Here is a 25,447-nt window from a genome sequence, read left to right as displayed (position 1 = left end):
TCCCTGCCGAGGACCTTGGACACGTTCGTCCAGGTGGACCCGACCTGGACGGGCCCGGCGCTCGTCGGGGTGCAGCGGACCGTGCCGGGATCCCACTGGGGGGCGTGGGAGAAGTCGGCGAGATAGGCCACGACGACATCGACGGGCCTGTCGACGAGGAAGGTGCGCACCACGTGAACCATCAGAACTCCCGGGTTGTTCGCTCGGCGGATAGGCCGGTGGCGTCGCGCGGACGCGCGCCGGTGTCTACGCCGCCAGGTCGCTGGTGAGGTCGTGCTGGTGGGCACCGCCACGGCCAGTCCGGACGTCAACGGGCCACGGCGACCTCGGCCGCTCATACGCTGTCCGCCGGAGCGAGCCTGCGGTCGGTCAACCGGAGCAGCCCCTCGTGCAACAGGCGTGCCACGGCGCGCGGGGATACCGCGAGGACCTGTGACGACTGGCCGACGCTGAGACCGCCATAGGCTGCCAACAGCATCGCCTGGCGGTGCGCCAAGGGAAGTAGGCGCAGGCGCTCGTGCACCGCGGTGTCCGTTTCGGTACCGCTGGCCTGGTAGGGGAGACCCGCCAGATGATCATCTACGACCTGGGCGGCGATCCCTACCACCCAGGGGCGAACCGCATCGTCACGAATCGGGCATGTAGGGGCCGTGCGCCACACTTCGACGAACGCCGTGCACGTGGCCTGCCGTGCGAGCGCCGCGTCGCCGAGAACCGTCAGCGCCATCGCGTACACGCCGGATCCGAACCGGTCGTAGAGGCACATGAACGACGCCTTGTCACCGTCGGCCGCCCGTTGCATCAGTTGCCTAGCCGCCGTCCGGTGTCGTGCCGTCGCCGACCATGCGTTCACGGAGAACGAGAACATCATGACCTCCCGGAGCCGCACATCAGGAGTCGGACGTGATGTGTCGCCGAGGTCTAGGACGACAGGGTGTTCACCGGGACCGTACCCAAACTCCCGGTCGGGCAATCGCGAACACGCCGACCTGGTTCGCCGTGCTCCAAGTGCGCGCAGGCCGTGCAGCCGTAGTCCGTCACGGGCCGGCCCTGTGACGGCAGGGTCTCCGAGCTCGCGCTGGACGCCGGACACCGGATTCCTGCGTGGGCACCTGACCTGAACTGCGTAACCCTTCCGGTGTTTGACCGGTGCCAGGTGCGTATGAACAAGTCGCACACGGTCGGCGAGATTAAACTGGTTAGTGACGGTCGCCCCTCCCGGTGACCTGCCCAGCGCGAAGATCGGGAGGGCCCTGTGAGCGTGGTCAATTCGACCATCCTGCGCTGCCGCATCAGCGGCATTGTCGGAATGAATTCCTTACCCGCCTTCGGCTCCGGGACTAGCTGGGGCCGCCATGTCGGGCGTGATCGGGTGCTGGGGGCGTGGATGCGCATCAGCGGTCTGTCCGGCAGGGCGCCGATTACCATGGCACACGTATGCGCGGCCGCCGTCGAGGCTGCCGGCGTGGATGGGGCCGCGATGACGGTGATGGTCGACCCGACGATCCGCGACGCGGGGCCCAGCCGGTAACTCCATCGATCTGTGGATGCGAGAGCGCCGCCCGGACGGTAGGTCCGGGCGGCCTATCAGCTCACATGTTGTCCCAGTTCCACATGCCGTTGCCGGTCGACCACAGGTGCCGTTCCCGGACGACTCCGGCCCCCGCGCCCTCGAACACCCAGGCGCCCAGGTTGTCGTTGCCGTAGTCGTAGAACGCCAGCACGTCCGGCCGGGCGTCGCCGGTGAACCGGCCGGCGAGGAACCGGCTGCTGCTCGTGTTCCACATCCCTGACCCGGTGGTCCACAGCCGCTGCTCACGCCCGACACTCCCGCCGGCCCCGGGGAACACCCAGGCGCCCAGGTCGTCGGAGCCGTAGTCGTAGAAGGCGAGGACGTCGGCGCGGCCGTCGGCGTTGAAGTCGCCGCCGAGGAAGGTGCTGCGTGACCAGTTCCACATGCCGTTGCCGGTGGACCACTGGAACTGCTCGCGGCCGACACCGGTCCCGCCGCCGGGGAAGAGCCACGCGCCGAGGTTGTCGTTGCCGTAGTCGTAGAACGCCAGCACGTCCTGCCGTCCGTCGGCGTTGAAGTCGCCAGCCGTGTACTTGCCGCGCTGGGGGTTCCACATGCCGTTGCCGGTGGACCACAGGTGTTGTTCGCGGCCGACGCCGGCTCCCGCACCGGGGAAGAGCCACGCGCCCAGGTTGTCGTTGCCGTAGTCGTAGAAGGCGAGGACGTCGGCGCGGCCGTCGGCGTTGAAGTCGCCGCCGAGGAAGGTGCTGCGTGACCAGTTCCACATCCCGTTGCCGGTGGACCACAGGTGCTGCTCCCGGCCGACACCGTCCCCGGTGCCGGGGAAGAGCCATGCGCCGAGGTTGTCGTTGCCATAGTCGTAGAACGCCAGCACGTCGAGGCGGCCGTCCGCGTTGTAGTCGCCGGCGACGAAGTGGCTGCGGTTCCAGTTCCACTGGCCGGGGCCCGTGCTCCACAGCCGCCGTTCCCTGTCGACTCCTGTGCCGTTGCCGACGAACAGCCACGCGCCCAGGTCGTCGTTGCCGTAGTTGTAGAAGGCCAGCACGTCGGACAGTCCGTCGCCGGTGAAGTCGCCGACCAGGCTGTGGTCGTCGAACGGGCAGCCCGCGTTGGTCGACGGGCCCCAGACCGCCGGGCAGCGGTCCTGGTTGTCGGCGATCCCGTCGGCGTCTGCGTCCCCGGGGCCGGGTGGCGTCTGCGGCGGGGTCTGCTGATCGCGGACGTGGATGAACTCGGCCGCCGCGAAGGTCGCCCCGCCCCGGTCCAACCGCCGGGTCGAGCTGTACCCCGAGGTGTCGCTCAGGTAAGAGTCCTCGCTGATCTCGATGTAGGTCGCCGTGACCGCTTCCACGTACGCGACGTGGCCGGCGGATCCGGAGTCCCACTGGGCGATCGAGCCGACGGCGGGCGTGCCGTCCACGGGCACACCCGCGGCCCTGGCCTTCTCGTCCCACTGGTTGGCGTTGCCGATCGCTCCGCCCCAGGGCTTGCCGGCCCCGTTTCCCTGGAGTCGGTAGGCGGCGTAGCTGACGCAGTTGTGCCCGGGGCCCCACGAGCCCCAGACCGACTGCCCGGTGTAGCCGCTACCGGCCACGCAGCCGTAGTCGGTTCGTTTGCACAGGTAGGCGTCGGCGGCCAGGGCCGTGGAGGGTGTGGTCAGGGTGGCGAGCGCCACCATGATAACGAGTGTCACTCGAAGGATTGCTTTCATTCGTTCTCCTAGGAAACGAGGCGTGCATAGTGGATTCGCAGGCTCTGCTCTGGTGCCAATCTCGGGTTGCTGGGAGTGATCAACTGGGTCTTGTCAGGGCGAGTCCAGGGGCCTTGTCGGTGTCGCGCGGGTGCGACACAGGGACAGGCGGCATCCTTTTCGTGGCTGAGTCCTGCACCGCCACCTCCGAGCAGCGGTTGGGCACAGAGCTCTGAGGTAGGCGGCAGCCGACCACCCTTTGTTGCTGGACTGGAACCAGCTGTTGTCCTGGTCGATGGTGCTGAACCAGGTGCTGCTGGCGATTCCGGCCTGGCGGGCTGCGCCGCCGCCCGAGGTCCCTTGCCTAGTGCCTTGTCGTCGAGAGCAACGCGATTAGGCCAGGGAGAAGACATAGACCAGTTGATCGGCGCGGCCGTCGCCGAGGTCGACCCGGATCTCGTACTCGCCGGCCCGGCTCATCTGGGTCTCCCGGTTCAGGTTGAACTCGTAGACCCCGGTCACCGCATTGAACCGGAACGTCTTACCCGGATCCGGGGTGTCTGTGTAGACCTGCTCGTGGTCCGTGCCGTAGGGCACCGAGCCGACCCTGGTCAGGAGCAGCTTCGCGAACGCGTTGCCGACGCCCGCGCTCGCCCCCGTCAGGCGGAACCGCACAGGGACCGTGGTGCCCAGGGTGAAGAGCGAACTGCTGTCCGGGTTGACCGGCTGCTCGACCCCTGACCAGGAGAAGACCACCCACACGGAGAACCAGCCGCTGACCGTCCTGCCGTCGGAGTCGGTGGCGGTGCAGGTCACCCGGGTCTCGCCGGGCGGGTACACGCCGGTGCCAGCGGGTCGCGAGCAGGTGGTCGGCAGCGGACTGCCCGTCCGGTCGGTCGCCGACGCCGCGCCGATCGTGGCCTGACCGCCGGTGCGCATGGTGGCGGGAGCCTCGACGTCGGAGGGCAGTGTGAGCGAGGGCAGTCCGTCCCGGACCTGGACGGCGAACGAGTCGCGGGCCAGTTCGCCGCCGTTGCCCGTCAGTGCCCGGCAGGTCACCACTGTCCGACCCAGCGGGAACATCGACCCGGACGGCCGGTCACAGGTCACGGTCGCCCAGCCGGTGTCGGTCACCGCGTAGTTCACCACCATCCCGGTCGGGCCGGGGGCGTTCAGGTAGAGGTCGCCGGGTAGGCGGATCCTGCCCTGCGGCCCTTCCCGCAGCTGGTACACCGCCTCGGTCGCCCCGTCGACGACCACCGCGCTGAACGCGTGGCTGCGCCCCCCGGCGATGACGGTGATCTCCGACGCCCACTGGGCCGCGCCCGCGCCCTGGAAGGCGCGGCTGCTCGCCCGGCCTCCCGGATCGGTGACCAGGTTCGCCTCCGCCGAGGTGAGTGTGGTCCCGTTCGCGAGCGTCTGGGTACGGGACGGAAACCGCACCGACGCCCCCGCCACCGGTGCCCCGGAAGCGTCGAGCACCCGGGCCGTGACGGTGCTCGCGTACGGCAGGGCGAGGTCGAGGCGCTCGTCGCGGGTCATCGCCTGCCAACGCTCCGCCCACCACCTGGCCGGCAGGCCCCGCCCCTCGTCGTCGCCTTCGAAATAGGCCTGCCCCGGCCGGCTGTCCGGAGTCACGGCCAGCGAGTAGCCGCCGTCCGAGCCGGTACCCATCTCATCGGAGAGGTACGGCCAGGGATCGGTGAGCTGCGCCCAGATGCCCGGCAGCGGCGCACCCCCTGCCGTCGTCACCCGGCCGCTGAGCCGCACCGGGGTACCCAGCGGCAGGTCCACCGTGGCGTCGGCGGTGACCTGCGGGAGCTCGTAGGTGTCGGAGCGGTACCCGCTGCCCGCCGGCGGCGTCAGGACGGGCGTGTACTTCGGATCCCGGGTCGCGCCGGCCAGGCTCGGGTAGTCGCTGGTGCCGGCCGCGCCGGTGGTCAGATCGAATGTCCTGGTGTAGAGGCGGCCGATCCCCGCCGCGCCGAGCGAACCGCGGCCGTCGGTCATGGGCACGAGAAGCCGCACCCCCGGCAGCGGGGTTCGCTGCTCACCTCCCACCACGCGCAGTGTCACGGTGGAAACCGGGATCACCAGGTTCAGCGTCCGATCGGCGTTCAACCCGAGCGGGCCGGTGTGGACGTCCCAGCCGGGGCCGTAGACAGCGGCGGTGTCCACCCCGGGCGGCACGCCCAGCACGTAGCCGCCGTCCGGGCCGGTCGTGCTCGTCGCGGTGCCGGCGGCGACCTTGACCCCGACGAGCGGGGTGCCGTCCGATGCGCGAGTCACGATGCCGCTCAGCGTCACCGGCTCGGCGGCCAGCGCCGAACCGGGCTGCGAACCCAGGGTGAGCCCGGCCACCAGCGCCAGGACGGTCAGACGGATAGCCGCGCGCATCGGATCCTCCTCGCCCCGGGTCCGTCCCCAGGCACGCTTCACCTGAACACACCGGGCCGCGTTGGCCGCCGGATCGGTCCTAGATCCGACCCCAGGTCGCCTCAAGACTGTCGTAGGGTCGTGTGCCTACCTGATGCCCGCGAACGGGCGGGCTGGCGGACGGAAACGAGTCTGAGATGGCGAGAGTTCGCCGCATGCTGGCGGATGTGGCCGACGTGGCAAGCGAGTGGAATCCGAACAAGATCGTCAACGTCTCCGCGTGAAACCTGACGGCTGGCTGGCGCCGCGCCAGCAACGCTATGTCTTCAGCGGCGGCGCCTCGCCGGCATCTGGTTGCTGGTGAACTTCGTTCAGGGCTACCTCGACGCCATCTACCAGGGTGCTCCGCCAGGGGCCTTGTACGTGATGGTCTTGATCAGCCCGTTCCCCGATGCTACGGGAATCGCGGCGATGGCTTGGTGCCACGGTCACCACCGCGCCGTCACCCGGCCAGCCGACGTTTGCCCTCACGGCTGTCGGTTCAGCGCGGCAAGCGCGGTGACAATCGCGGCGATCGCAAACAAGTCCACGCTGCGGCGCCTCCGCGGCCGCCCCGGTGACACTGACCCGCTGCTTCCTGATCCTTGGAAGTCGTCCCCGGTCAGCCGTCGGGGACCTGGTCGCGGGCCGGCTCCGATCGGGCCGCACGGCTCACGACGACCAACCGCTCTCCGAAGCCCGGATCGCCAGCGCGAAGCGGGACGTAGCCTGGAGCCGGTCCATCAGATCGGCGATGTTGCGGCGGACGGTCCGCACCGACAGGCCCAACTGCCGGGCCACCGCCTCGTCCTTCGCGCCGGTGGCCAGCAGCCGCAGGATCGACCGCTCCAGCGGCGAGCAGTCGCCGGGGCGTTCCGCGAGGGAGGCCAGGGTCCGGCTGCGCGGCCAGTAGGACTCGAAGAGGGCCACCAGTGCGGCGACCAGGCCCGGTTCGCGGGCGAGGATGGCGCCGCTCTCGGCGTCGTTGGGGTTGAGCGGGATGACGCCGACCTGGTAGTCGATGACGATCAGGCGCAGCGGCAGGGAGGGTGCGACCCGGACCTCGGCGCCGGCCTCGGTGAGGCTCGACGCGTACGCCCAGGCCGAGGTCTCCCGGCAGATGTTCTCCGGGTAGATCCGGCGCATCCGCACGCCCCGGTCGAGGACCGCCAGGTCCAGGGGGCGGCTGGCGGCCCGGGTCGCGGTCGGGTTGGCGGCCGTGGGGTTGAACGACAGCACCTCCTCGCGGGCGTTGACGGCCAGCTCCTGGAGGCGGTGCCGGACGGCGGAGATGCCCTCGACCCGTTCGCAGAGCCGGGAGTCGGCGTACTGGGCGAACTCCGCCGCGTACCGGGGGAGGGCGGAGGACAGGGCCGCGTAGCTGCGGTGCAGGTGCTGGGCGCGCTCGTCGAGGGCGGCCTGTTCCTGGGCGATCAGCTGCTGCATGGCCAGGACGGGGTGGGCGGCCATCGGCTTGACCTGCGCGTCGTCGAGGTCGTGCAGGAGGGACAGGTCGGTCATCTTGTCGAGGACGGTGCGGACGTGGTCCTCGGTGCGGCCGAGTCTGCGGGCCAGTTGCCGGGCGTCGAGGTCGGGGCATTTCAGGAGTAGCGAATAGACCGCCGGTATCTCGCTGTCCTCGGCGATCGACTGTTGTTCCGTCGACATCACGTGGTCTCCCCGTCATGCGTTGTTGACTCCGCGTAGTCAAAGTGGCGCGAACACCCGGCAATATGTCCGGTGTGGATGGCCGTGATCAACTGCCGTTGATTGTACGTCGGAAGGGCAATGGCGCCCTCGATTGCGGAACGGGGCTATTTGAAGGCCGAAGGGTAACAATCAATGGGATCCACGTATTTCTGTGACACTCCTTACACAACTTTGACGTGCTATCGGCGAGTCGAAACCCTTTTGGAGAGATTGGCAGCGACCTGCCATGACAGCTTCTCCGCCGCCGGATCCGGTGACACGACCGTCCACACAGGCTTGAGTTGATCCCGGCGGGCGATGCGGTCCGCTCGGGGAAATGGGGGCTTTGTCTTGGGCACCATCGGAGAAATCGACTTCGAATGGGGATACGCGGTCAGCGCGGTGGACGGGGAGGGGATCGCCGATGTCGCACCGCGAGGTTGAGCTGCTGGCCATCGGCGCCGGCCCGTCCAACCTGGCCCTCGCGGTCGGGATCGAGGAGCTGGCGCCGGCCGATCTGGCCGAGAACACCCTGGTCATCGAACAGCACGACACGATCGCATGGCAGCGCGGCATGCTGCTGCCGTGGACGCAGAGCCAGGTGTCCTTCCTCAAGGACCTGGTGACGCTGCGCAACCCGCGCAGCGAGTTCTCCTTCGTCAACTACCTGCACGCGACCGGCAGGCTCGACGAGTTCGTCAACCTGGGCAGCTTCACGCCCTACCGGTTGGAGATCTCCGGCTACCTGCAGTGGGTGTCGGGGGCCCTGTCGGCGGTGCGGGTCGAGCACGGAAAGAAGTGCGTCCGGGTGACCCCGGACCGCGCCGACGACGGCGAGATCCTCGGCTGGCACGTGCGGATGGCCGACGGCGACACCATCGCGGCCCGCAACCTGTCCATCGGGATCGGCCGGGACAAGTACGTGCCGGAGGTCTTCAAGGGGCTGCCGGCCGAGCGGGTCATCCACAGCACGGAGTACTCCGACCGGATGGCCGCCGTCGATCCCGCCGCCGCCCGCCGGGTGATCGTCGTCGGGGGCGCCCAGAGCGCCGCCGAGATGGTGACCGCCACCCACCAGTCGCTGCCCGACGCGCGGGTGACCATGGTGATGCGGTCGATCGGGCTCAACGGCTACGAGTCCAGCCGGTTCACCAACGAGCTGTACTACAGCTCCTTCATCGACGAGTTCCACGCCTCGGCGCCCGAGGCCCGCGAGCAGATGCTCCGCGAGATGCACCGCAGCAACTACAGCGGGCTCGCGCCGGGCATGCTCGACACCCTGTACCGGACCATGTACCTGGAACGTCTCACCGGGTCCGAGCGGCTCCGGATGATCACGATGGTCGACATCGTGGACGCCCAGTACACCGGTGACGAGGTCGTCCTGACCCTTCTCGACCGGCGCACCGGCGTCGCCGAGGAGGTCGCGGCCGACCTGGTCATGCTGGGTACCGGCTTCGACCGCGAGGTGCCGCGGGTCGTCCGGCAGCTGGCCGACGTCGCCGGCCTCGACGAGGTGCGGGTCAACCGGGTCTACCGGCTCGACATCCCGGGCTCGGAGCGCTCCTCGGTCTACCTGCAGGGCACCAACGAGGCCACGCACGGCATCGCCGACTCCCTGCTCAGCGTCCTGGCCTCGCGCGCGCAGGACATCATCACCGACCTCATGTCCCGGCGCGGGGCAACCGAACTGCTGGCCATCCCGGCCTGAAGAGGGGACACCGCCATGGAATTCCGTAGGCTGGACCGCGACAACCTGACCCACGAGTACGGCCTGGACTCCCAGCGCATCCTGCCGTGGCCCGTGCTGAACGCGCCGTTCGAGGGAGCCTGGTGCGTCGTCGCCCCGGGCACGTCGTCGACGCCGCACTCCCACCACGAGTACGAGATCTTCATCGCCGTCTCCGGCGAGGCCGTACTGGAGAGCGACGGGCGGCGCGCCCCGTTCCGCGAGGGCGACGTCGTGCACTTCGTGCCCGGCACCCGGCACGAGGTCATCAACGAGAGCGACACCGACTTCCAGTTCTTCAGCGTCTGGTGGGACGCGGAGATGACGGAGCGGTTCGCCGAGCGACACGGGGCGGCGACACCGTGAGCACCGATCGGCTGACGGTCATCATCGGGCCGTCAGCCACCCCGAACGGCGGCCTGCACGTCGGCCACATGGCGGGGCCCTACCTGGGCGCGGACGTCTACGCCCGCTACCGCCGCGCCCGGGGCCACCGGGTCATGTTCACCACCGGCACCGACGACAGCCAGACCTACGTGGACACCACGGCCCGCCGCCGGGGGATCACCACCGGGCAGCTGCTCGTCGAGGCCGCCGCCGACATCCAGGCCAGCCTGGACGCGCTGGCCATCTCGGTGGACGCGTTCGTGCCCTCCGACGGGGTGTACCGCACGCACGTGCTGAGCTTCGTCACCGCCCTGCACGGCGCCGGCCGGCTCCGGCTGCGCACGGTGCGGCTGCCGTACTCGGAGGCGAGGGGTGAGTTCCTGGTCGACGGGCACGTCGCCGGGGACTGCGCGGTGTGCCTGGCCGACACGTGCGGCGGGGTGTGCGAGAGCTGCGGGCACCACGTCGACTACGAGCGGCTGCACAACCTCCGGTCGACCGAGGATCCCGCGGACCCGGTGACGCTGCGCGAGGCGACGATCCTGGTGCTGCCGATGGAGGAGTACCGGGCGGAGCTGGAGAGCTACCACGCCAACCGGCCATTCCGGTGGCGACCGCACATCGAGCAGATCATCGGCGAGCTGCTCGCCCGGCCGTTGCAGGACATGGCCGTCACCTACCCGATCTCCCGGGGCATCCCGGCCCCGTTCCCGGAGGTCGCCGGCCAGGTCGTCAACCCGTGGGTCGAGGCGATGCCCGCGTCGATCCACGGCACCTGGTGGGGCATGGCGCGGACGGGGGAGCGGTCCGAGGCCCCCGACGAGCAGTGGCGCGCCGAGCACGACGCCCAGCTGGTGTACTTCGTCGGCTACGACAACGCGCCGAACTGGTCGCTGACCTACCTGGCGCTGCTGATGGCGCACGGCGACCGCTACATCCGCCCCGAGGCCATCGTCTGCAACGAGTTCTACGAGCTCGACCACGAGAAGTTCTCCACCAGCCGCGGCCACCTGGTGCGCAGCGTGGACCTGGCGGCCGAGGTGCCCCGGGACCTGGTCCGGTTCTTCCTGGCCCTGACCGGCCCGGAGACCCAGCGCACCAACTTCAGCCGCCCGGCCGTGGACGACGTCGCGCACCGCCGGCTCGTCGAACCGTGGAACGCGCTCGCCGACGCGGTGGCCAAGGCGACGGTGGGCCTGGAGCCGGGCGCCACCCTGCCGGTGACCCCGGTCGGCCGGGAACGGGCGGCGGCGCTCGTCGAACGGTTCGAGCTGTGCTACGAGCTGCCCACGTTCAGTCTGACCAGGGCCGCCGAGGGCATCGGGGCCCAGGCGGCCCGCCTCGCCGAGCTCGCCGAGGCGCGGCTCGGCGCCGAGCTGGAGGCGCTCGGCGACCTGCTCCTGGAGGTGCGCACCCTGCTGGCCTGCGCGGCTCCGCTCCTGGTGGACGCGACCGGATCCCCCGACTGGCCAAGTAGTGACATGACGGAGATATCCGTGTTCACTATGGTCAAACTACCGTCTACTGTCGAATTGAGCCTTCCGTGACGACCATCGCCCCGGACGCCGCGCAGCAACGGGTGTCGACCCGTGCCGAGCGGCTGTTCATCCCCGCCGTCTTCGTGACCAACCTCGGCAACAACATCCAGCTGATCGCGGCCTCGTTCCTGATCTTCAAGGCCGCCGGCACCACCCTGTCGGTCGGCTGGGTGTACATCGCGGTCGCCGTGCCGCAGGTGCTGCTGTCGTTCCTGTTCGGCCGCCTCGCCGACAGGTTCGACCGGCGGACGCTGTGCATCGTCGCCGACGTGTGCAGCGCGCTGGCCGCGATCGCGCTGCCGGCGTGGCTGCTGCTCGGCGGGGCCCGGGGCCCGGCCGTGTACGTGACGAGCTTCGTGCTCGCCGCCGTCGCGGCGCTGTTCATGCCGGCCAGCAACGCGCTGATGAAGGAGCGGATCGCCCCGGAGCGGCTGGGGCACTTCAACGCGAACTACGAGATCGCCTACCAGGCCGGCACGCTGCTGTCGGGACTGATCGGCGGGTTCGCGATCCAGTACTTCGGCACGACGCCGATCTTCTTCTTCAACGCGTTCACGTTCGTCACGTCGGCGGTGTGCCTGTACTTCATGGGCCGCATGCCCGTCGCCCCGTCCACGGTGGGGGAGGAGCCCGCACCGGTGAGCGCCACGCCGCCACGGAAGGCCCCGGTGCTGCGGCTCGGGATGCTGTTCGTGGTGGGCACGATCATCGTCACGGTGGCCAACACGCTGCTGATGGTGCTGGTCATCGAGCGGTTCAAGTCCGGGGCCGGGCTGCTCGGCATCGTCGACGCCGCCGCCGGGATCGGCATCCTGCTCGCCGCCACGCACTACAAGCGGCTCAAGGGCAAGGTGCACTACGTGTACCTGATCCTGTTCGGCTACGTGGGCGTCGGCATCGGCGACATGCTCATGGTGGTCAACGTGCCCATGCTCGTCATCATGATCCTGTTCGCCGGGTACGCGTTCGGCATCGCCCGGCTGTCGGCCCGCACCGAACTGATGGCCGCGATCTCCCCGGAGCGCGCGGGCCGGGTGTTCGGCACGGCCAACGCCTTCGGGCTCGCCGGCAGCCTGGCCGCCACGCTCGCCATCGCGGTGACCGTCGACCGGACCAGCATCGTCACCGGCTTCATCATCCTCGGCCTGATCGGCATCGTGCCGACCATCGTCATCACCAGCACCTTGTTCGGAGAACGGAGGGTGAAACCGTCATGAGGCTCCTGGCCATCGAGGCCACCCAGAACGCCCGGTACTACCACTCCCGCTACCTCCAGGTCGCCGAGTTCGGGGCGGACCTGTTCGTCCTCAACGGGATCGGCGAGCCGGACTTCTGGCCGGCCGACCGGTACCGGATCGCCGGCTCCAACCACATCGACGACCTGGTCTGGGCGGCGCGCGAGTGGCACGCCGAGCACGGGTTCGACGGCGTGATCACGTTCGCGGAGTCCGCGGTGGTGGCCGTCGCCGCCGTCGCCGACGCGCTGGGCCTGCCGAGCGTCGGCCTGGACGCCGCCCGGACCAGCCGCAACAAGCTGCTCATGCGTCAGGCGCACGAGCGGGGCGGCGCGCCGCACGCCCGGTTCGCGTTCGCCACCGACCTGGCCCAGGCGCACGCCGCGGCCGAGGAGTTCGGCTACCCGGTGATCGTGAAGCCGACCCTCGGCGCGGGCAGCCACTTCGTGTTCAAGTCCGACTCGCCCGACGAGCTCGCCACGCACTTCGCGGACGCGACCGAGGGCATCAAGAACATGATCTGGTACGAGACGGAGGCCCAGGGCGTCGACCTCGGCCCCGTGGGGCTGCTCGTGGAGTCCTTCCTCGACGGCCGCGAGTTCCTCATCGAGGCCCTGGCGTGGGACGGCGAGACCTATCTCGGCTCGGTCGTCGACCGGGTGACCGTCGAGGGCGACACCTTCGACGACGACGTGCACCACGCCCCCACCGCGCTGTCGGCGGAGCAGTTGGCGGCCGTGCACCGGGTCGTCGCGGCGGGCGCGGCGGCCCAGGGCCTGCGGCGCAGCGTGATGCACGCCGAGATCCGCTTCCACAAGGGCGAGCCGCACCTGCTGGAGATCGCGATCCGGCCGGGCGGCGGCGGGCTGGACATGATCGCCCGGCTCACCGCCGACTACTGCCCGATCCACGCCGTGATGGACGTGGCGCGCGGGGTGAAGCCGAAGGTGCGGGCCTACCAGCCGACCGGGGTGCACGTCGCCGCCATGTGCCTGATCTGCGAGGCCGGCACGATCGCGTCGGTCGACGTACCGGCCGAGGTGGCCGAGTCCGAGCACACCTTCCTGCTGAAGATCACGGCGAAACCGGGCACGGTCATCCGCCGGCCCCCGGAGGGCAACAGCATCCTGGGCTTCCTCGGCACCACCGGCACGTCCTACGAGGACGCGATGGGCCGGATGCACGACTACGCGGCCCGGATCACGGTCACGCACGAGCACTGAGTTTCTTCGTTCACCGGGGCCGTCGCCACGACCGACGGCGGCCCCGCCATGCTCTGATGGGGGACAGAACACCATGCGCACCGCCCAGACCCGGCGCTATCTGATGTGCCGGCCGACGCACTTCGACGTCACCTACACCATCAATCCGTGGATGGATCCGACCAAGCCGGTCGACACCGGCCTCGCCCTCGCCCAGTGGGAGCGACTGCGGGAGCTGTACCTGGAGTTCGGGCACACCGTCGACCTCATCGACCCGGAGCCCGGCCTGCCCGACATGGTCTTCGCCGCCAACGGGGCGACCGTGATCGACGGCCGGGTGCTGCTGGCCCGGTTCCGGCACATCGAGCGGGTGGCCGAGGCCCCGGCCTACCTGCGCTGGTTCACCGCCAACGGCTACCCGGAGGTGGTCGCGCCGGAGCTGGTCAACGAGGGGGAGGGCGACTACCTGACCGTCGGCCGCCGCGTGCTGGCCGGCACGGGCTTCCGCACCGACCGCAACGCGCACTCCGAGGCCCAGGAACTGTTCGGCCGCCCTGTGATCAGCCTGACCCTGGTGGATCCGCGCTTCTACCACCTCGACACCGCGCTCGCGGTCCTCGACGGCGACACCGACCTGATCGCCTACTACCCGCCGGCCTTCTCGCCGGGTAGCCGGGCCGTGCTGCGCGAGCTGTTCCCCGACGCGATCCTGGCCACGGACGCCGACGCGGGGGTGTTCGGCCTCAACGCGGTGTCCGACGGCGGCAACGTGGTGCTGCCCCAGGCGGCGACCGACCTGATCGGCGAGCTGCGGGCGCGGGGCTTCACCACCCACGGCGTGGACGTGTCCGAGCTGCTCAAGGCCGGCGGCGCCGTGAAGTGCTGCACCCTGGAGCTGCGGTCATGATCAACTACGACGGCAGGAGGTTCCGGTCGGCCGTGGTGTCCCCCAACGGGGAGCAGGCCGTGGCCCAGTACCGCCAGGACGGTGACCTGCTCTGGGCCGAGTTCGCGGGCGGGGAGTGGCGGCGCGGCTCGATCAACGGGGTGTGCGCGGCGGACGGGCGACTCACGTTCGGGTACACGATGGTGCGCCTGGACGGCGAGGTCATCTCCGGGCGGTGCGTCAGCACCCCCCAGCTCCTGGAGGACGGCCGGATCCGGCTGCACGAGGAGTGGGAGCGGTTCGGCCCGCACGCCGACCGGGGCGTCTCCTACCTGGAGGAGGTCGCGTGAGCACGGCGACGATGGCCTACACCCCCGGGGTGCTGCCGGTCTACATCTTCCCGTTCACGCCCGTCGAGTACTTCGGCACCGCGAACCTGCACGAGTTCCAGGTCCTGATGTACCGCCCGCTGTACTGGTACGGCCACGACGGCGAGCCCGAGGTCGACCACGACCTGAGCCTCGCCGAGCCCCCGGAGTGGAGCGCCGACGGCCTGACCGTGACGATCACGCTCAAGCCGTGGTGGTGGTCCAACGGCGAGCCCGTGTGCGCCGACAACGTCATGCTCTGGATGCACCTGCTCCAGGAGTGCAAGGCCGACTTCGGCGGGTACGTGCCCGGCTACTTCCCGGACAACCTGACCTCGTTCCGCAAGGTCGCCGAGAACCAGGTGAGCTTCACCTTCGACAGGGTGTACTCGAAGATGTGGGTGCTGATGAACCAGCTCAGCTCCATCACCCCGCTGCCGAGGGCCTGGGACCGCACCGCCGACGGCCCGGCGGACTGCACGCACGACCCGTCGTCCGCGCGTGCCGTGTGGTCCTACCTGCGCGACCAGAACGCCGACCGCCGCAACTGGGCGTCGAACCCGCTGTGGGGGGTGGTCAACGGCCCGTGGCGGCTGGAGACCTGCACCCTCGACGGGGTCACCGGCGAGGTCACGTTCGTGCCCAACGAGTGCTACTCCGGGCCGAACCGGCCCCGGCTGGACCGGTTCCGCCAGGTGACCACCGCGTCCAACGACGCGGAGTACGAGACCCTGGCGAGCGATCCGGGGGCCATCCAGGTCGGGTTCCTGCCGTTCGACCGGGTGGTGGAGCCGACCGTCGACCCGACCAAGGGCGGCCCGAACCCCCTCGACGAGCACTACACCCTGGTGCCGCACATCGCCTTCAAGATCAACTACTTCCCGATGAACTTCAACAACCCGACCGTCGCGGGTCGCATCATCGGGCAGCTGTACTTCCGCCAGGCGCTGCAGTCCGTCCTCGACCAGGACGCCGCGATCAGCGAGGTCTACAAGGGATACGGGTACCCGACCTACGGGCCGGTGCCGATGCTCCCCGACAGCGAACTGATCTCCCCGGCGCACCGGCAGAACCGGTACCCGTTCGACATCGACCGCGCGCGCCGGTACCTGACCGACAACGGCTGGGACGTGGGCACCACCCCAGCCGTGTGCGTCGACCCCGACCGGGCCGGCGACGGCATCCCTGCGGGCACGGAACTCCGCTTCCTGCTCCGGTACACCGAGGGCTACCCGGGCCTGACCTGGATGATGGCCAAGCTGCGCGACGACGCCGCCCGGGCCGGCATCGCCCTCGACCTGGAGGAGGTCGACGCCAGCGTCATCGTCGTCGAGGACACCACCTGCACGCCCGGCCCCGACAGCCCGTGTCTGTGGCAGTTCTCCAACTGGAACGGCGGCTGGATCTACGGCCCCGGCTTCCACCCGACGGGCGAGTTCCTCTACCAGAGCGGCTCCGGGGTCAACTTCGGCAGCTACGCCGACCCGAGGGCCGACGAGCTGATCGCCCGCTCCGTGACCAGCGACGACCCGGCCGACTTCCACGCCTACCAGGACTACATCTCCGAACAGGTACCCGTCGTGTGGGTGCCGAACTTCCCCGTCCGGCTCCTGGAGGTCGCCCGCGACCTGCGCGGCGTCGAGCCGATCAACCCGTACGGGCTGCTCACCCCCGAGAACTGGTACTACGCGGAACAAGAGGACTGACATGCCCAGCCTGACCCGTGCCGAGGCCGTCGAGCGCGCCGCGCTGTTGACCGTCCGGCAGTACCACATCGATCTCGATCTGACCCGGGGCGCCGAGACCTTCGGCTCCACCACCCGGGTCCTGTTCTCCGCCAGCACGCCCGGGGCCTCGACGTTCGTGGAGCTGCAGCCGAGGACGCTGCACTCGGCGACCCTCAACGGCCGCGAGCTCGACGTCGCGACCCTCGGCGACGGCCGGTTGGCGCTGCCCGACCTGGCCGCCGACAACGAACTCGTCATCGTCGCCGACATGGCCTACTCCCACGAGGGCCAGGGCCTGCACCGCTACGTCGACCCCGCCGACGACCGGGTGTACCTCTACGCCCAGTCGGCCGTCGACCAGGCGCCGAAGATCATCGCGTGCTTCGACCAGCCGGACCTGAAGGCCACCTTCACCTACACCGTGGCCGCACCCGAGGACTGGCAGGTCCTGGGCACCGGGCCGGCGTCGTTCGTCGAGGGCCGCTGGGAACTGGCGGAGACCGCCCCGCTGTCGACCTACCTGGTCGCGCTGGTCGCCGGCCCCTACCATTCCGTGTACCGCGAACACGACGGCGTCCCGCTCGGCCTGCACTGCAAGGCGTCGATCGCCGAACACCTCGACGCCGACGAGCTGTTCGAGATCACGGCCGCGTGCCTGGACGAGTTCCACCGGCTGTTCGGGGTGCGCTACCCGTTCGGCAAGTACGACCAGGTGTTCGTACCCGAGTTCAACGTCCTGGCCATGGAGAACCCCGGCCTGGTGTCCATCCGCGACTCCTACGTCTTCCGGTCCGAGCCCAGCTCCCTGGACCGCGAGGACCGGGCCGTCGTCATCGCGCACGAGATGTCGCACATGTGGTTCGGCAACCTCGTCACGATGGCCTGGTGGGACGACCTGTGGCTCAACGAGGCGTTCGCCGACTCGATGGGGCACCGGGTCGCCGCCGAGGTCACCCGCTACACCGGCGCGCTGACCACCTTCGCCGCCGCCCGCAAGGGCGAGGGCTACGCCGCCGACCAGCGGCCCTCCACCCACCCGGTGTCCGCCGACGTGCCCGACACCCTCGCCGGCCTGCTGAACTTCGACCGGATCTCCTACTACAAGGGCTCCTCGGTCGTCCGCCAGCTCGCCGCCGTGATCGGCGAGGACGCGGTCCGCACCGGCCTGCGCACCTACTTCTCCCGGCACGCCTACGGCAACACCTCCTACGGCGACTTCCTCGCCGCGCTCGGCGGGGCCGCCGGCACCGACCTGTCCGACTGGGCCGCGAAGTGGCTCCGCGAGGCACAGGTCAACACACTCACCCCGGAGATCACCGTCGCGGACGGTCGCATCGTCTCGGCGGCCGTCCGGCAGACCGCGCCCGCCTCGCACCCGGTACTGCGCCCGCACACCCTGAACATCGGGCTGTACGGGGCGTCCCCGGAGGTCGTCCGGATCGCCGTCGACGGCGAGCTGACCGAGCTGCCCGAGCTGGTCGGCAGGCCCGCCCCCGAGTTCGTGCTCCTCAACGACGGGGACCTCACCTACGCGAAGATCCGGTTCGACGCGGACTCCCTCGCGGCCCTGCCCGCCGTGCTGCCCACCCTGTCCGGCCCCAACCGGGGCACCGTGTGGGGCGCACTCCTGCTCATGGTGCAGGACGGCACGCTGCCCGCCGAGGCCTACCTGGACCTCGCGGTCGGCGCGCTCGCCGACGAACCCGAGTTCACGATCGTCAACGAGATCCTCACCAGGGCCCGCACCGAGATCATCGACCGGTACCTCGACCCCGGAGACCGCGACGCCCCGCTCGCCCGCCTCGCCGACGCGTGCCGCACGCTCCTCGCGGGCCTGACCCCGGGCGACGACCGCCTCGTCACCGCGCACCGGGCGCTCGTCGAGTGCTCCACCGACATCGCCGAGCTGCGCGGCTGGCTCGCCGACTCCGGGTTGCCCGGCGGCCTGACTCTCGACGCGGAACTCGGCTGGCGGATCCGCTACCGGCTGGCGATCCTCGGCGACCTGACCCCGTCGGAGCTGGCCCTGGCCGCCGAGGCCGACCCCGGCGCGCAACCCCACGAGGCCCGGTGCCGGGCGGCGTTCCCGACCCCGGAGGCCAAGCGGGCCGCCTGGGACGCGATCACGGGCGACGGCGACCTGTCCAACTACGCGGTGTGGGCCCTCGCCGAGGGCTTCTGGCAACCCGAGCAGCGCGAACTCACCAACCCCTACGTCGAGCGGTTCTTCACCGAGCTGCCCGCGGCGGCGAAACTGCGCGGCGACCAGGTGCTCGACATCCTCATCAGACACCTCTATCCCCGGTACGCGACCGAGCCGGCCACCCTCGCGCTCGCCGAGGACCTGCTCACCCGCGAGGACATCCCGGCCCCGCTGCGCCGCAAGGTCGTGGACCTCACCGACGACCTCCGCCGCGCGGTGGCGGCCCGGGACGCGCGTGGCTCGGTCCGCGCCGCCGACGGCCCGACGGGAGGCACGCGATGACGGAGCAGGGACACGTACTGGTCGTGGGCAGCGGCATCCGGGCATACCGCGAGTACCTCCTCGCCTCCGCCGCCCGACGCCGCCCCGTCTGGCTCCTCGACGCTGCCGAACCCACCTGGCAGCGGAACTACGCCGAAGGCGCGCACGTCGTCGAACTCCTCGACCCCCAGCGCCTGCTGCCCAACCAGGAACTCCTGGTGAAGACGGCCGTCGCACTGGCCGCCGAACACCGCATCGACGGCGTGTTCACCTACGACGAGACCCTGGTCGTGACGACCGCGCACATCGCCGAGGCGCTCGGCCTGCCCGGGCTCGGCGTGTCGGGGGCCGAGCACTGCCGCAACAAGCAGTACACCCGGGAACGGCTCACGGAAGCGGGCATCCTGCAACCCCGGTTCGCCTACGTGACCACCGGCGCCGACGCCCGAGCCGCGGCCGACGAGTTCGGCTACCCCGTCGTGTTCAAGCCCCGGGGCATGGGCGCCAGCATCGGCGTCGTGTTCGTCGGGTCGCCGGAGGAGGTCGACGGGGCGTTCGCCATGTCCGACCTGTCCAGCCACGGTGGCAACCCGCTGTACCAGGGCGGGGTGCTCGTGGAGGAGTACCTCACCGGGCCGGAGATCAGCATCGACGGCGCGACCTTCCAGGGCGAGTACCGGCCGTTCTTCGTCGGCCGCAAACGCCTCGGCCCGGAACCGTACTTCGAGGAGGTCGGCCACACCGTCTCTGCCGACGACCCGCTGCTCACCAACCCGGAACTCGTCGACATGCTCGCCGCCGCGCACCGGGCGCTCGGCATCCGCGACGGCGTCACCCACACCGAGGTCCGGCTCACGGCGCGCGGACCGGCGATCGTGGAGGTCAACGGCCGGCTCGGCGGGGACCTGATCCCCTACCTGGGCCGGCTCGCCACCGGCATCGACCCGGCGCACGTGGCCGTCGACATCGCCACCGGGATCCGCCCCACCCTGGAACCGACCCTGACCAGGACCGTCGGCATCCGGTTCAACTACCCGGACCACGACGGCCGGGTACTGGACGTCACGGTCCCGGACCCGGCGCCGGGACTCCTGGAATCGGCCGCGATGGTCGCACCGGGCGCGGAACTGCGACTGCCCCCGGACGGGTACCTGTCCCGCTACGCCTACGTCATCTGCGCCGCCGACACCCGCGAGGAGTGCGACACGGCCCTCGACACCGCGTCCACCCTGGCCACGGTCACCCTCGGGAACCTCTGATGCGGATCGCCATCGTGGGCGGCGGCATCGCGGGGGCGATGCTCGCCTGGCGCCTGCACACCGAACACCGGCTGGTCCCCGACGTCTTCGTCGGGGCCCGGCCGGGCACGCCCGACGCGACCGGCGCGTCGGGCGGCCTGGTCCGCGGCTACGAGACCGACCCGACCGTCAGCCGCGCGGCCGTGGAGGGCCTGATCGAACTGCGCGACGACCCGCGGCTACGCGAGTGGGCCGACTACCGGGACGTCGGCTCCACCTACCTGCTGGCCCCGGGTTCCGACCCGGGCCCCTCGGTCGGGGTGGTCGAGGACCTGCTGCCGGGCTCGATCGCGGTGGGCCCCGCCCCCGCCGCCTTCCGGGGCGTCGCCGCGGGCACGGTGGCGATGACGGAACGGCACGCCGGCCACCTGTCGCCGGCGGCCCTGCGCGCGGCGGTCCTGACCCACCTGGCCGGCGCCGGGATCCCGGTCCGGGTCCGGCGGGTGGCGGCGATCGCCCCCGGCGAGGTGCGCCTGGCCGACGGGACCCGGCACGGCTACGACACCGTCGTCGCCGCCGCCGGCGCCTGGACCCCGGGCCTGCTCACGGCCAGCGGCCTGCCGGCGACCGACTGGCGGACCAAACAGATCCAGTTCTCCGTGTACGCGCGGCGCGCCGCCGGCCCCGGCACGTTCGTCGACACCGCCTCCGGCCTCTACGGGCGCCCGATGGACGACGGCCTCCTCCTCGGCCTGCACTGCGACCGGTGGGACGTCGACCCCGACGCGACCACCCCCGACCTGGAGCTGGCCGCCCGGGTCGGCGTCGTGGCCCGCGAGGTGTTCGGCGCGGACCTCGGCGCACCGGTACGCACCGTCGCCGCGTTCGACTGCTACCACGAGGCCCCCGGCCTGACCCTGCGGTCCCTCGTCCCGGGACTGCTCACCTTCACCGGCGGCAGCGGGGGAGCGGCCAAGACCGTCCTGTCCGCCAGCCGCACCGCGGCCCGGGCGCTCCTCGCCCCCGCCCCGTATCCTGCACCCCAGGAGGTATGACATGCGGATCCTTTCCGACGCCGGGGCCTACACCGAGCCGGGCGACGCCGGTCGACACTGGACCGAGCACCTCTCCGTGCCGGACCTGTCCATCGGGACGTACTCGGTCCCGGCGGGCGGCGTGGACGGCCAGTCCCCGCACACCGAGGACGAGGTGTACGTCGTCACCGCCGGCCGGGCCACGATCGTCACCCCGGGCGGGTCGGCCCCGGTCGGCCCCGGTTCGGTGATCTACGTGCCGGCCGGCGAGGAGCACCGCTTCGTGGACATCACCGAGGACCTGGCCGTCCTGGTCGTCTTCGGCCCGGCCGAGTACAGCCGCGAGACTCCCCAGGAAGCCGGCGAGTAAGTGGCCGAAGAGCCCGCGCTGGGGGCAGGTTCCTGCCTTCGGCTTCGGCTCTACGGACCCACAAGCGAGCGGCTTCGGGCGACGTGATCCCGCCGGTGGCGTGCTGCTCGGACCACCAACGATCCAGTGAGCCGGAGTGGATACGTCACCGGACGGCACGATTCGGTGCCTCTGTTGTGCGGCTCGAAGCCGGTGGCGAGCTGCGGCACAGCTTCCTATCATCAGCGCATGACTGATGCGGGGGCTGTCGATGTCGAGCCGAGTCCCGAGCAGCGCCGCGGACGAGCACGGCCCCGAACGGTCGTACTGATCGCGATCCTCGCGGTATTGCTCGTCGTCGCCACTATCGGAGTCGAGCGGCTGATGGACGCGTCCAGACATGACCGGGCATTCCAGGCGGCCAGGGAGCAGTGCCGAGCCAGCATCACGCGTACGCTTGCGCGCCACAAGATCGAGATCGGCCCGGAGGCATACAGCGACCGGGTGATCGTTGGCACGGACGAGGACGGGCGGGACTCGGCGTACGTCTCGGGCCAGGTGACCGTCGGACCGGAGGGCCAGGATGGAAACTGGCGCAACTACACCTGCGAGTTGGACAAGTACTACGACTCGCACCATGAATGGGGCCAGATGGGCGCGACGGTCCACGGCCTGAAGTGAGTCCGCGTCACCTCAGTGGACTGCCGCTGGACCTTGTTGATACAGCCGGGCCCGTCCGGGACTTCCCGGGTCGGATCACCTTCGACGCGTACCGGTGGTGGCTGGACGCCTGAGCCTGCCCGAAGGGGCCACGGACCGTTCACCCGCGGCCCGTGCGCGGCGGGCCCCGGAAACGAACAATGAGGAGGTGACGCAGCACGACCGGCACCGGGCAGCCGACCGGGCGGCACCCGCCCGCGCGCGGCCCCCGTCGGCGCAGGCGCCGGGGACCGCCCGACTGCTCGACCTGCAACGCTCCGCCGGCAACCGGGCCGTGGCGGCCGGCCTCGCGGTCCAGCGGGTCGGGGTGTCCCCACCGGGACAGCTCAGCCAGGCCGTCGACGACCTGCACGGCTGGCTGGTGGCCACGCACGGCCCGCCCGAGTCGGTGCTGATGACGCTGCTGGTCCACAAGAACGCCCGCGAGGAACTGCTCAAGACCTACGACACGCGGTACCGCCGGAGCCTGGACAAGGATCTCGGCGCGCTGCCGTCGGCCGATGCACTCCGCGCCCGATGCTACCTGAACTACGGCGAACTGCGGCTCGCCGACAAGCTGTACCTGGCGATCCACGGACTCCTCACCGACGAGGTCACGGTCACCCGGCTGGCCCCGCAGGTCAAGGCGAACCGGGCCGCCGCCGAGGACGACTTCACCAGGAGCTACGGCACGGACTATCCCGAGTCCTACAAGCTCCCGGACGGCACCACCAGCCGCATCGCCGGCGCGGTCATGCGCGAGACCGCGTGGGCCACTTTCGCCCAGCGGTTCCGGATCGCCGCGCTGCTGGCCTTCGGCGCCCCCCGGGCCGCCGACGAGGTCAAGATCGCCACGGTGCAGGGGACGAACGACGCCCCGCTGCTGTTCAACGCGCTGCAACGCGAGGACCCGAAGAAGATCGCCACGGACTTCGAGGCATCGTACGGCGAACCGGTCGTCAGCTACCTGAGCCGGGAGACGTCACTGCACACCAAGGCCCGCGCCCTGCTGTTCTTCGACAAGGACGTCGCGCCCGAGGACATCCTGATCCGGACCGTGGTGATCGCCATCTCCGGGTACACCACGGCCGACACCGACTTCATCTTCGACGCCGTCGCACACGCCACCGAGGCGCAGATCGCGAAGTTCAAGGGCGCGCTGGCCACCAAGGACCCGCGGCTGAGTAACCTCACCGCCACCTTCGGCGGGATGAGCAAGGCCGACCTCGACCGGTTCAACGCCCTGCTCGGGATCGGTGCCGACGCCGGGATCCTGGCCGACCCGGCCGTGAAACTGCTGCGGTCCCTGGGCGGCAACAACGCCGACGGAGTGTTCGACGTGCTCCGCAACGCCACGGACCCGAACTACACGACGTTCCGGACGGCGTACCAGGCGACGGGCACCCCGTTCCGGAGGTTCGTCGACCAGTACACCAGCAACCACCAGCGCGGGTACCTGGCCAGCTACGTCTTCGCCGACCTGCGACCCCGGCTCGACTACGTGCTCACCAACCCGGGCAACGACGACTACGTGCTGTTCCTGCTCACCTCCTTCGCTGACGCCGGCACCCGGCGCGCGCTCGCCGCCGACGCGGCCTTCGGGGCCAAGGTCGGCGCGTTGGGCACCGCCACCCGCAACAAGATCCTGCTGATCCTGGAACCGGCGCATCTGACCCCGGCGGAACGGGCGGTCTGGCTCGACGCCACGGTCACCCGCGAGACGGGGTCGGGCGCGGGCTCGCTCACCGGGGCCAGCGCCGCTCTCGCGGACGAGAACCGCGAGTTGCAGGCCGCCGTCATCCGGGGCGGCAAGAACCCCGACGCCGCCGCGCAGGCCGAGATCGACCGGCTCACCGCCGCTACCAAGGAGGCGTTGACCGCGTTCCTTGCCTACCGCGACGAGCTGGAGGCCACCGTCGCCAGCGTCGTGGAGATGGCCGCCGGCCTCCTCGCCGGGCTGCTCACCGGCGGGGTCGCGAGCGTCGAGTTCGCACTGCTGGCCGTGGCCCGGGCCGCCGTGGCCAGCGCGATGACGAAGGTGGTGGCCAACAAGCTCGCGAAAGGCGACCGGTTCGACGTCGTCGGTGCCGACGGCGCGCAGGCGTTCGTCAGCGGCGCGGTGGACGGCATGCTCAACACCGTCGCCCCGGTGCTCGGTAAGGGGCTGGCGACCCCGGCCCTGGAGGAGGCCGCGACCAGTGCCGCCCGGCAGGCCGCGCCGGGGGCGTTCCGGCAGTTCATGGCCGCCAACGGGCCGAAGATGGCCGAGGGCACCATCGTCGGCGGGATCAGCGGCGCCGTGGACACAATGACCCGCGACGCCACCTGGGGCCAGGGCTTCGACAAGGGCATGCGGCAGGTGCTGCTCGGCGCGGTGCAGAGCGCGGCGGCCGGCGGCGCGATGGCCGCCCTGCCCCCGGGAATCGCCGCCGCGGTGGCCGCAGGCAGCAGCGCCGAGACCCTGGCCGAGCTGATCGACGCCATGCCCGAGCCGGACGTCACCCTGGCCACCGGCACCCTGGACCTGGCCCCCGTCGCGGCCCGGCACGCTGAAGCGCTGCCGGTGCAACGAAACTACGGCCTGGAATTCGAGACGTACGCGACCTCGCAACTGCTCCAGGGCGGACTCGGCGGCCTGCCCCCGATGGCCTTCATCGTCTCCGGTGGCGGCAAGTCCGGCCAGGGGCTCGACCGGTTCGGGGTGGCCATCGAGAACGGCCAACTGAAGGTGTACCACTTCGAGATGAAATGGCGGGACATCCCCGAACAGGGCGCGAAGTCGCCGTCGGTCGAGCTGAACAAACTCAGGTCCGGGAAGAAGGGCACCCAGACCGGGGCGGAGTGGACCGCCCGGGCCATCGGGCTGCTGCGCGACGGCGACAACCCCGAAGCGGTCGCGGTCCGCGCGGAACTGCGTGTGCAGCTGTCGAAGGTGCTGGGCCTGCCTCCCGGGAAACTGCTGTCCGAGCAGGAGGTGAAGAACTTCCTGTCGGCGAACATGAACGCTGTACGCGTGGTCGTGGTGCCGTTCCATGTCAGCATCAAGAAGTTGCTGCGCCAACTGGCGGGCATGATCCGGCACGACGGCCGCGAGACGAGGGTGGTCCGCAGCGCGCTGCCGAAGCGCCCCTGAGGGTGTGCGGGACCACGCGGCCCGGCACGATCCGGCAGTCCCGCCGTTCGTTGTGCGGGCCAGCCCGCGGCGGCGTACTCCCACCGTCGGGACCGGGCCTGCGCGTGTCGGTATCTTGGTGCCCGCACCA

At 70.6% G+C, this 25,447-nt stretch carries 20 protein-coding genes; 15 read left to right on the top strand and 5 right to left on the bottom strand.

Annotated features, from left to right (window positions below; genetic code table 11):
• Both PT931_RS07450 and PT931_RS07445 read right to left on the bottom strand, forming a co-directional pair.
• Nucleotides 1–182 (bottom strand): SRPBCC family protein (locus PT931_RS07450; protein ID WP_456244941.1); only part of this gene is annotated, 182 nt, incomplete at its 3' end.
• 152 nt (nucleotides 183–334) lie between these two features.
• Complete coding sequence (locus PT931_RS07445; protein ID WP_456244940.1) at nucleotides 335–868, bottom strand: RNA polymerase sigma factor; 534 nt, start codon at nucleotides 866–868, stop codon at nucleotides 335–337.
• A gap of 387 nt (nucleotides 869–1,255) precedes the next feature.
• Between PT931_RS07445 and PT931_RS07440 the strand changes: the two genes are divergently transcribed.
• Nucleotides 1,256–1,531 (top strand): hypothetical protein, encoded by a 276-nt coding sequence (locus PT931_RS07440; protein ID WP_456244939.1) that lies wholly within the window; start codon nucleotides 1,256–1,258, stop codon nucleotides 1,529–1,531.
• A 61-nt stretch (nucleotides 1,532–1,592) separates the two neighbouring features.
• Here PT931_RS07440 and PT931_RS07435 read toward each other — a convergent pair whose 3' ends face one another.
• From PT931_RS07435 to PT931_RS07425, 3 genes are all read right to left on the bottom strand, one after another.
• Nucleotides 1,593–3,212 (bottom strand): FG-GAP-like repeat-containing protein, encoded by a 1,620-nt coding sequence (locus PT931_RS07435; RefSeq protein WP_456244938.1) that lies wholly within the window; start codon nucleotides 3,210–3,212, stop codon nucleotides 1,593–1,595.
• Between the two features lie 405 nt (nucleotides 3,213–3,617).
• The gene (locus tag PT931_RS07430) at nucleotides 3,618–5,621 is read right to left on the bottom strand and encodes a hypothetical protein (protein ID WP_456244937.1); all 2,004 of its coding nucleotides are present in this window, start codon (nucleotides 5,619–5,621) and stop codon (nucleotides 3,618–3,620) included.
• Nucleotides 5,622–6,311: 690 nt separating this feature from the next.
• Nucleotides 6,312–7,307 carry a helix-turn-helix transcriptional regulator gene (locus PT931_RS07425; RefSeq protein WP_456244936.1) on the bottom strand — a complete coding sequence of 332 codons (996 nt, stop codon included), beginning with the start codon at nucleotides 7,305–7,307 and terminating at the stop codon, nucleotides 6,312–6,314.
• 445 nt (nucleotides 7,308–7,752) lie between these two features.
• On the opposite strand from PT931_RS07425, the gene PT931_RS07420 reads away from it, so the two are divergent.
• The 14 genes from PT931_RS07420 (at nucleotide 7,753) to PT931_RS07355 (ending at nucleotide 25,317) form a co-directional block, all read left to right on the top strand.
• A complete protein-coding gene (locus PT931_RS07420; protein WP_456244935.1) occupies nucleotides 7,753–9,039 on the top strand; it encodes a lysine N(6)-hydroxylase/L-ornithine N(5)-oxygenase family protein in 1,287 nt (428 codons plus the stop codon).
• 15 nt (nucleotides 9,040–9,054) lie between these two features.
• Entirely contained in the window at nucleotides 9,055–9,423 is a 369-nt protein-coding gene (locus PT931_RS07415) for a cupin domain-containing protein (protein ID WP_456244934.1), read from the top strand.
• Entirely contained in the window at nucleotides 9,420–10,991 is a 1,572-nt protein-coding gene (locus PT931_RS07410; RefSeq protein ID WP_456244933.1) for a class I tRNA ligase family protein, read from the top strand. Before PT931_RS07415 ends, PT931_RS07410 begins: the two co-directional genes overlap by 4 nt.
• Entirely contained in the window at nucleotides 10,988–12,199 is a 1,212-nt protein-coding gene (locus PT931_RS07405) for an MFS transporter (RefSeq protein WP_456244932.1), read from the top strand. Before PT931_RS07410 ends, PT931_RS07405 begins: the two co-directional genes overlap by 4 nt.
• Entirely contained in the window at nucleotides 12,196–13,440 is a 1,245-nt protein-coding gene (locus tag PT931_RS07400; RefSeq protein WP_456244931.1) for an ATP-grasp domain-containing protein, read from the top strand. Before PT931_RS07405 ends, PT931_RS07400 begins: the two co-directional genes overlap by 4 nt.
• 73 nt (nucleotides 13,441–13,513) lie before the next feature.
• Nucleotides 13,514–14,326, top strand: a complete 813-nt coding sequence (gene ddaH, locus PT931_RS07395) for a dimethylargininase (RefSeq protein WP_456244930.1) — start codon at nucleotides 13,514–13,516, stop codon at nucleotides 14,324–14,326.
• Nucleotides 14,323–14,655, top strand: coding sequence for a hypothetical protein (locus PT931_RS07390; protein WP_456244929.1), 333 nt, complete (start codon nucleotides 14,323–14,325; stop codon nucleotides 14,653–14,655). The genes ddaH and PT931_RS07390 overlap by 4 nt, the downstream gene beginning before the upstream one ends.
• Complete coding sequence (locus tag PT931_RS07385) at nucleotides 14,652–16,379, top strand: ABC transporter substrate-binding protein (RefSeq protein ID WP_456244928.1); 1,728 nt, start codon at nucleotides 14,652–14,654, stop codon at nucleotides 16,377–16,379. Before PT931_RS07390 ends, PT931_RS07385 begins: the two co-directional genes overlap by 4 nt.
• A 1-nt stretch (nucleotide 16,380) precedes the next feature.
• Nucleotides 16,381–18,885, top strand: coding sequence for an aminopeptidase N (gene pepN, locus PT931_RS07380; RefSeq protein WP_456244927.1), 2,505 nt, complete (start codon nucleotides 16,381–16,383; stop codon nucleotides 18,883–18,885).
• The gene (locus PT931_RS07375) at nucleotides 18,882–20,123 is read left to right on the top strand and encodes an ATP-grasp domain-containing protein (protein WP_456244926.1); all 1,242 of its coding nucleotides are present in this window, start codon (nucleotides 18,882–18,884) and stop codon (nucleotides 20,121–20,123) included. The genes pepN and PT931_RS07375 overlap by 4 nt, the downstream gene beginning before the upstream one ends.
• Nucleotides 20,123–21,157: an FAD-dependent oxidoreductase gene (locus tag PT931_RS07370; protein WP_456244925.1), complete on the top strand. Its 1,035-nt coding sequence runs from the start codon at nucleotides 20,123–20,125 to the stop codon at nucleotides 21,155–21,157. The genes PT931_RS07375 and PT931_RS07370 overlap by 1 nt, the downstream gene beginning before the upstream one ends.
• Before the next feature lies 1 nt (nucleotide 21,158).
• On the top strand, nucleotides 21,159–21,506 hold the full coding sequence (locus PT931_RS07365; RefSeq protein ID WP_456244924.1) for a cupin domain-containing protein: 348 nt from the start codon (nucleotides 21,159–21,161) through the stop codon (nucleotides 21,504–21,506).
• A 228-nt stretch (nucleotides 21,507–21,734) separates the two neighbouring features.
• A complete protein-coding gene (locus PT931_RS07360) occupies nucleotides 21,735–22,166 on the top strand; it encodes a hypothetical protein (protein ID WP_456244923.1) in 432 nt (143 codons plus the stop codon).
• A gap of 187 nt (nucleotides 22,167–22,353) precedes the next feature.
• On the top strand, nucleotides 22,354–25,317 hold the full coding sequence (locus tag PT931_RS07355) for a hypothetical protein (protein ID WP_456244922.1): 2,964 nt from the start codon (nucleotides 22,354–22,356) through the stop codon (nucleotides 25,315–25,317).
• Nucleotides 25,318–25,447: the final 130 nt, after the last annotated feature.

The organism is Longispora urticae, from assembly GCF_053902585.1.
Note: the sequence above shows the minus strand (reverse complement) of the source record. Positions and strands in the feature narration are given on the sequence as shown.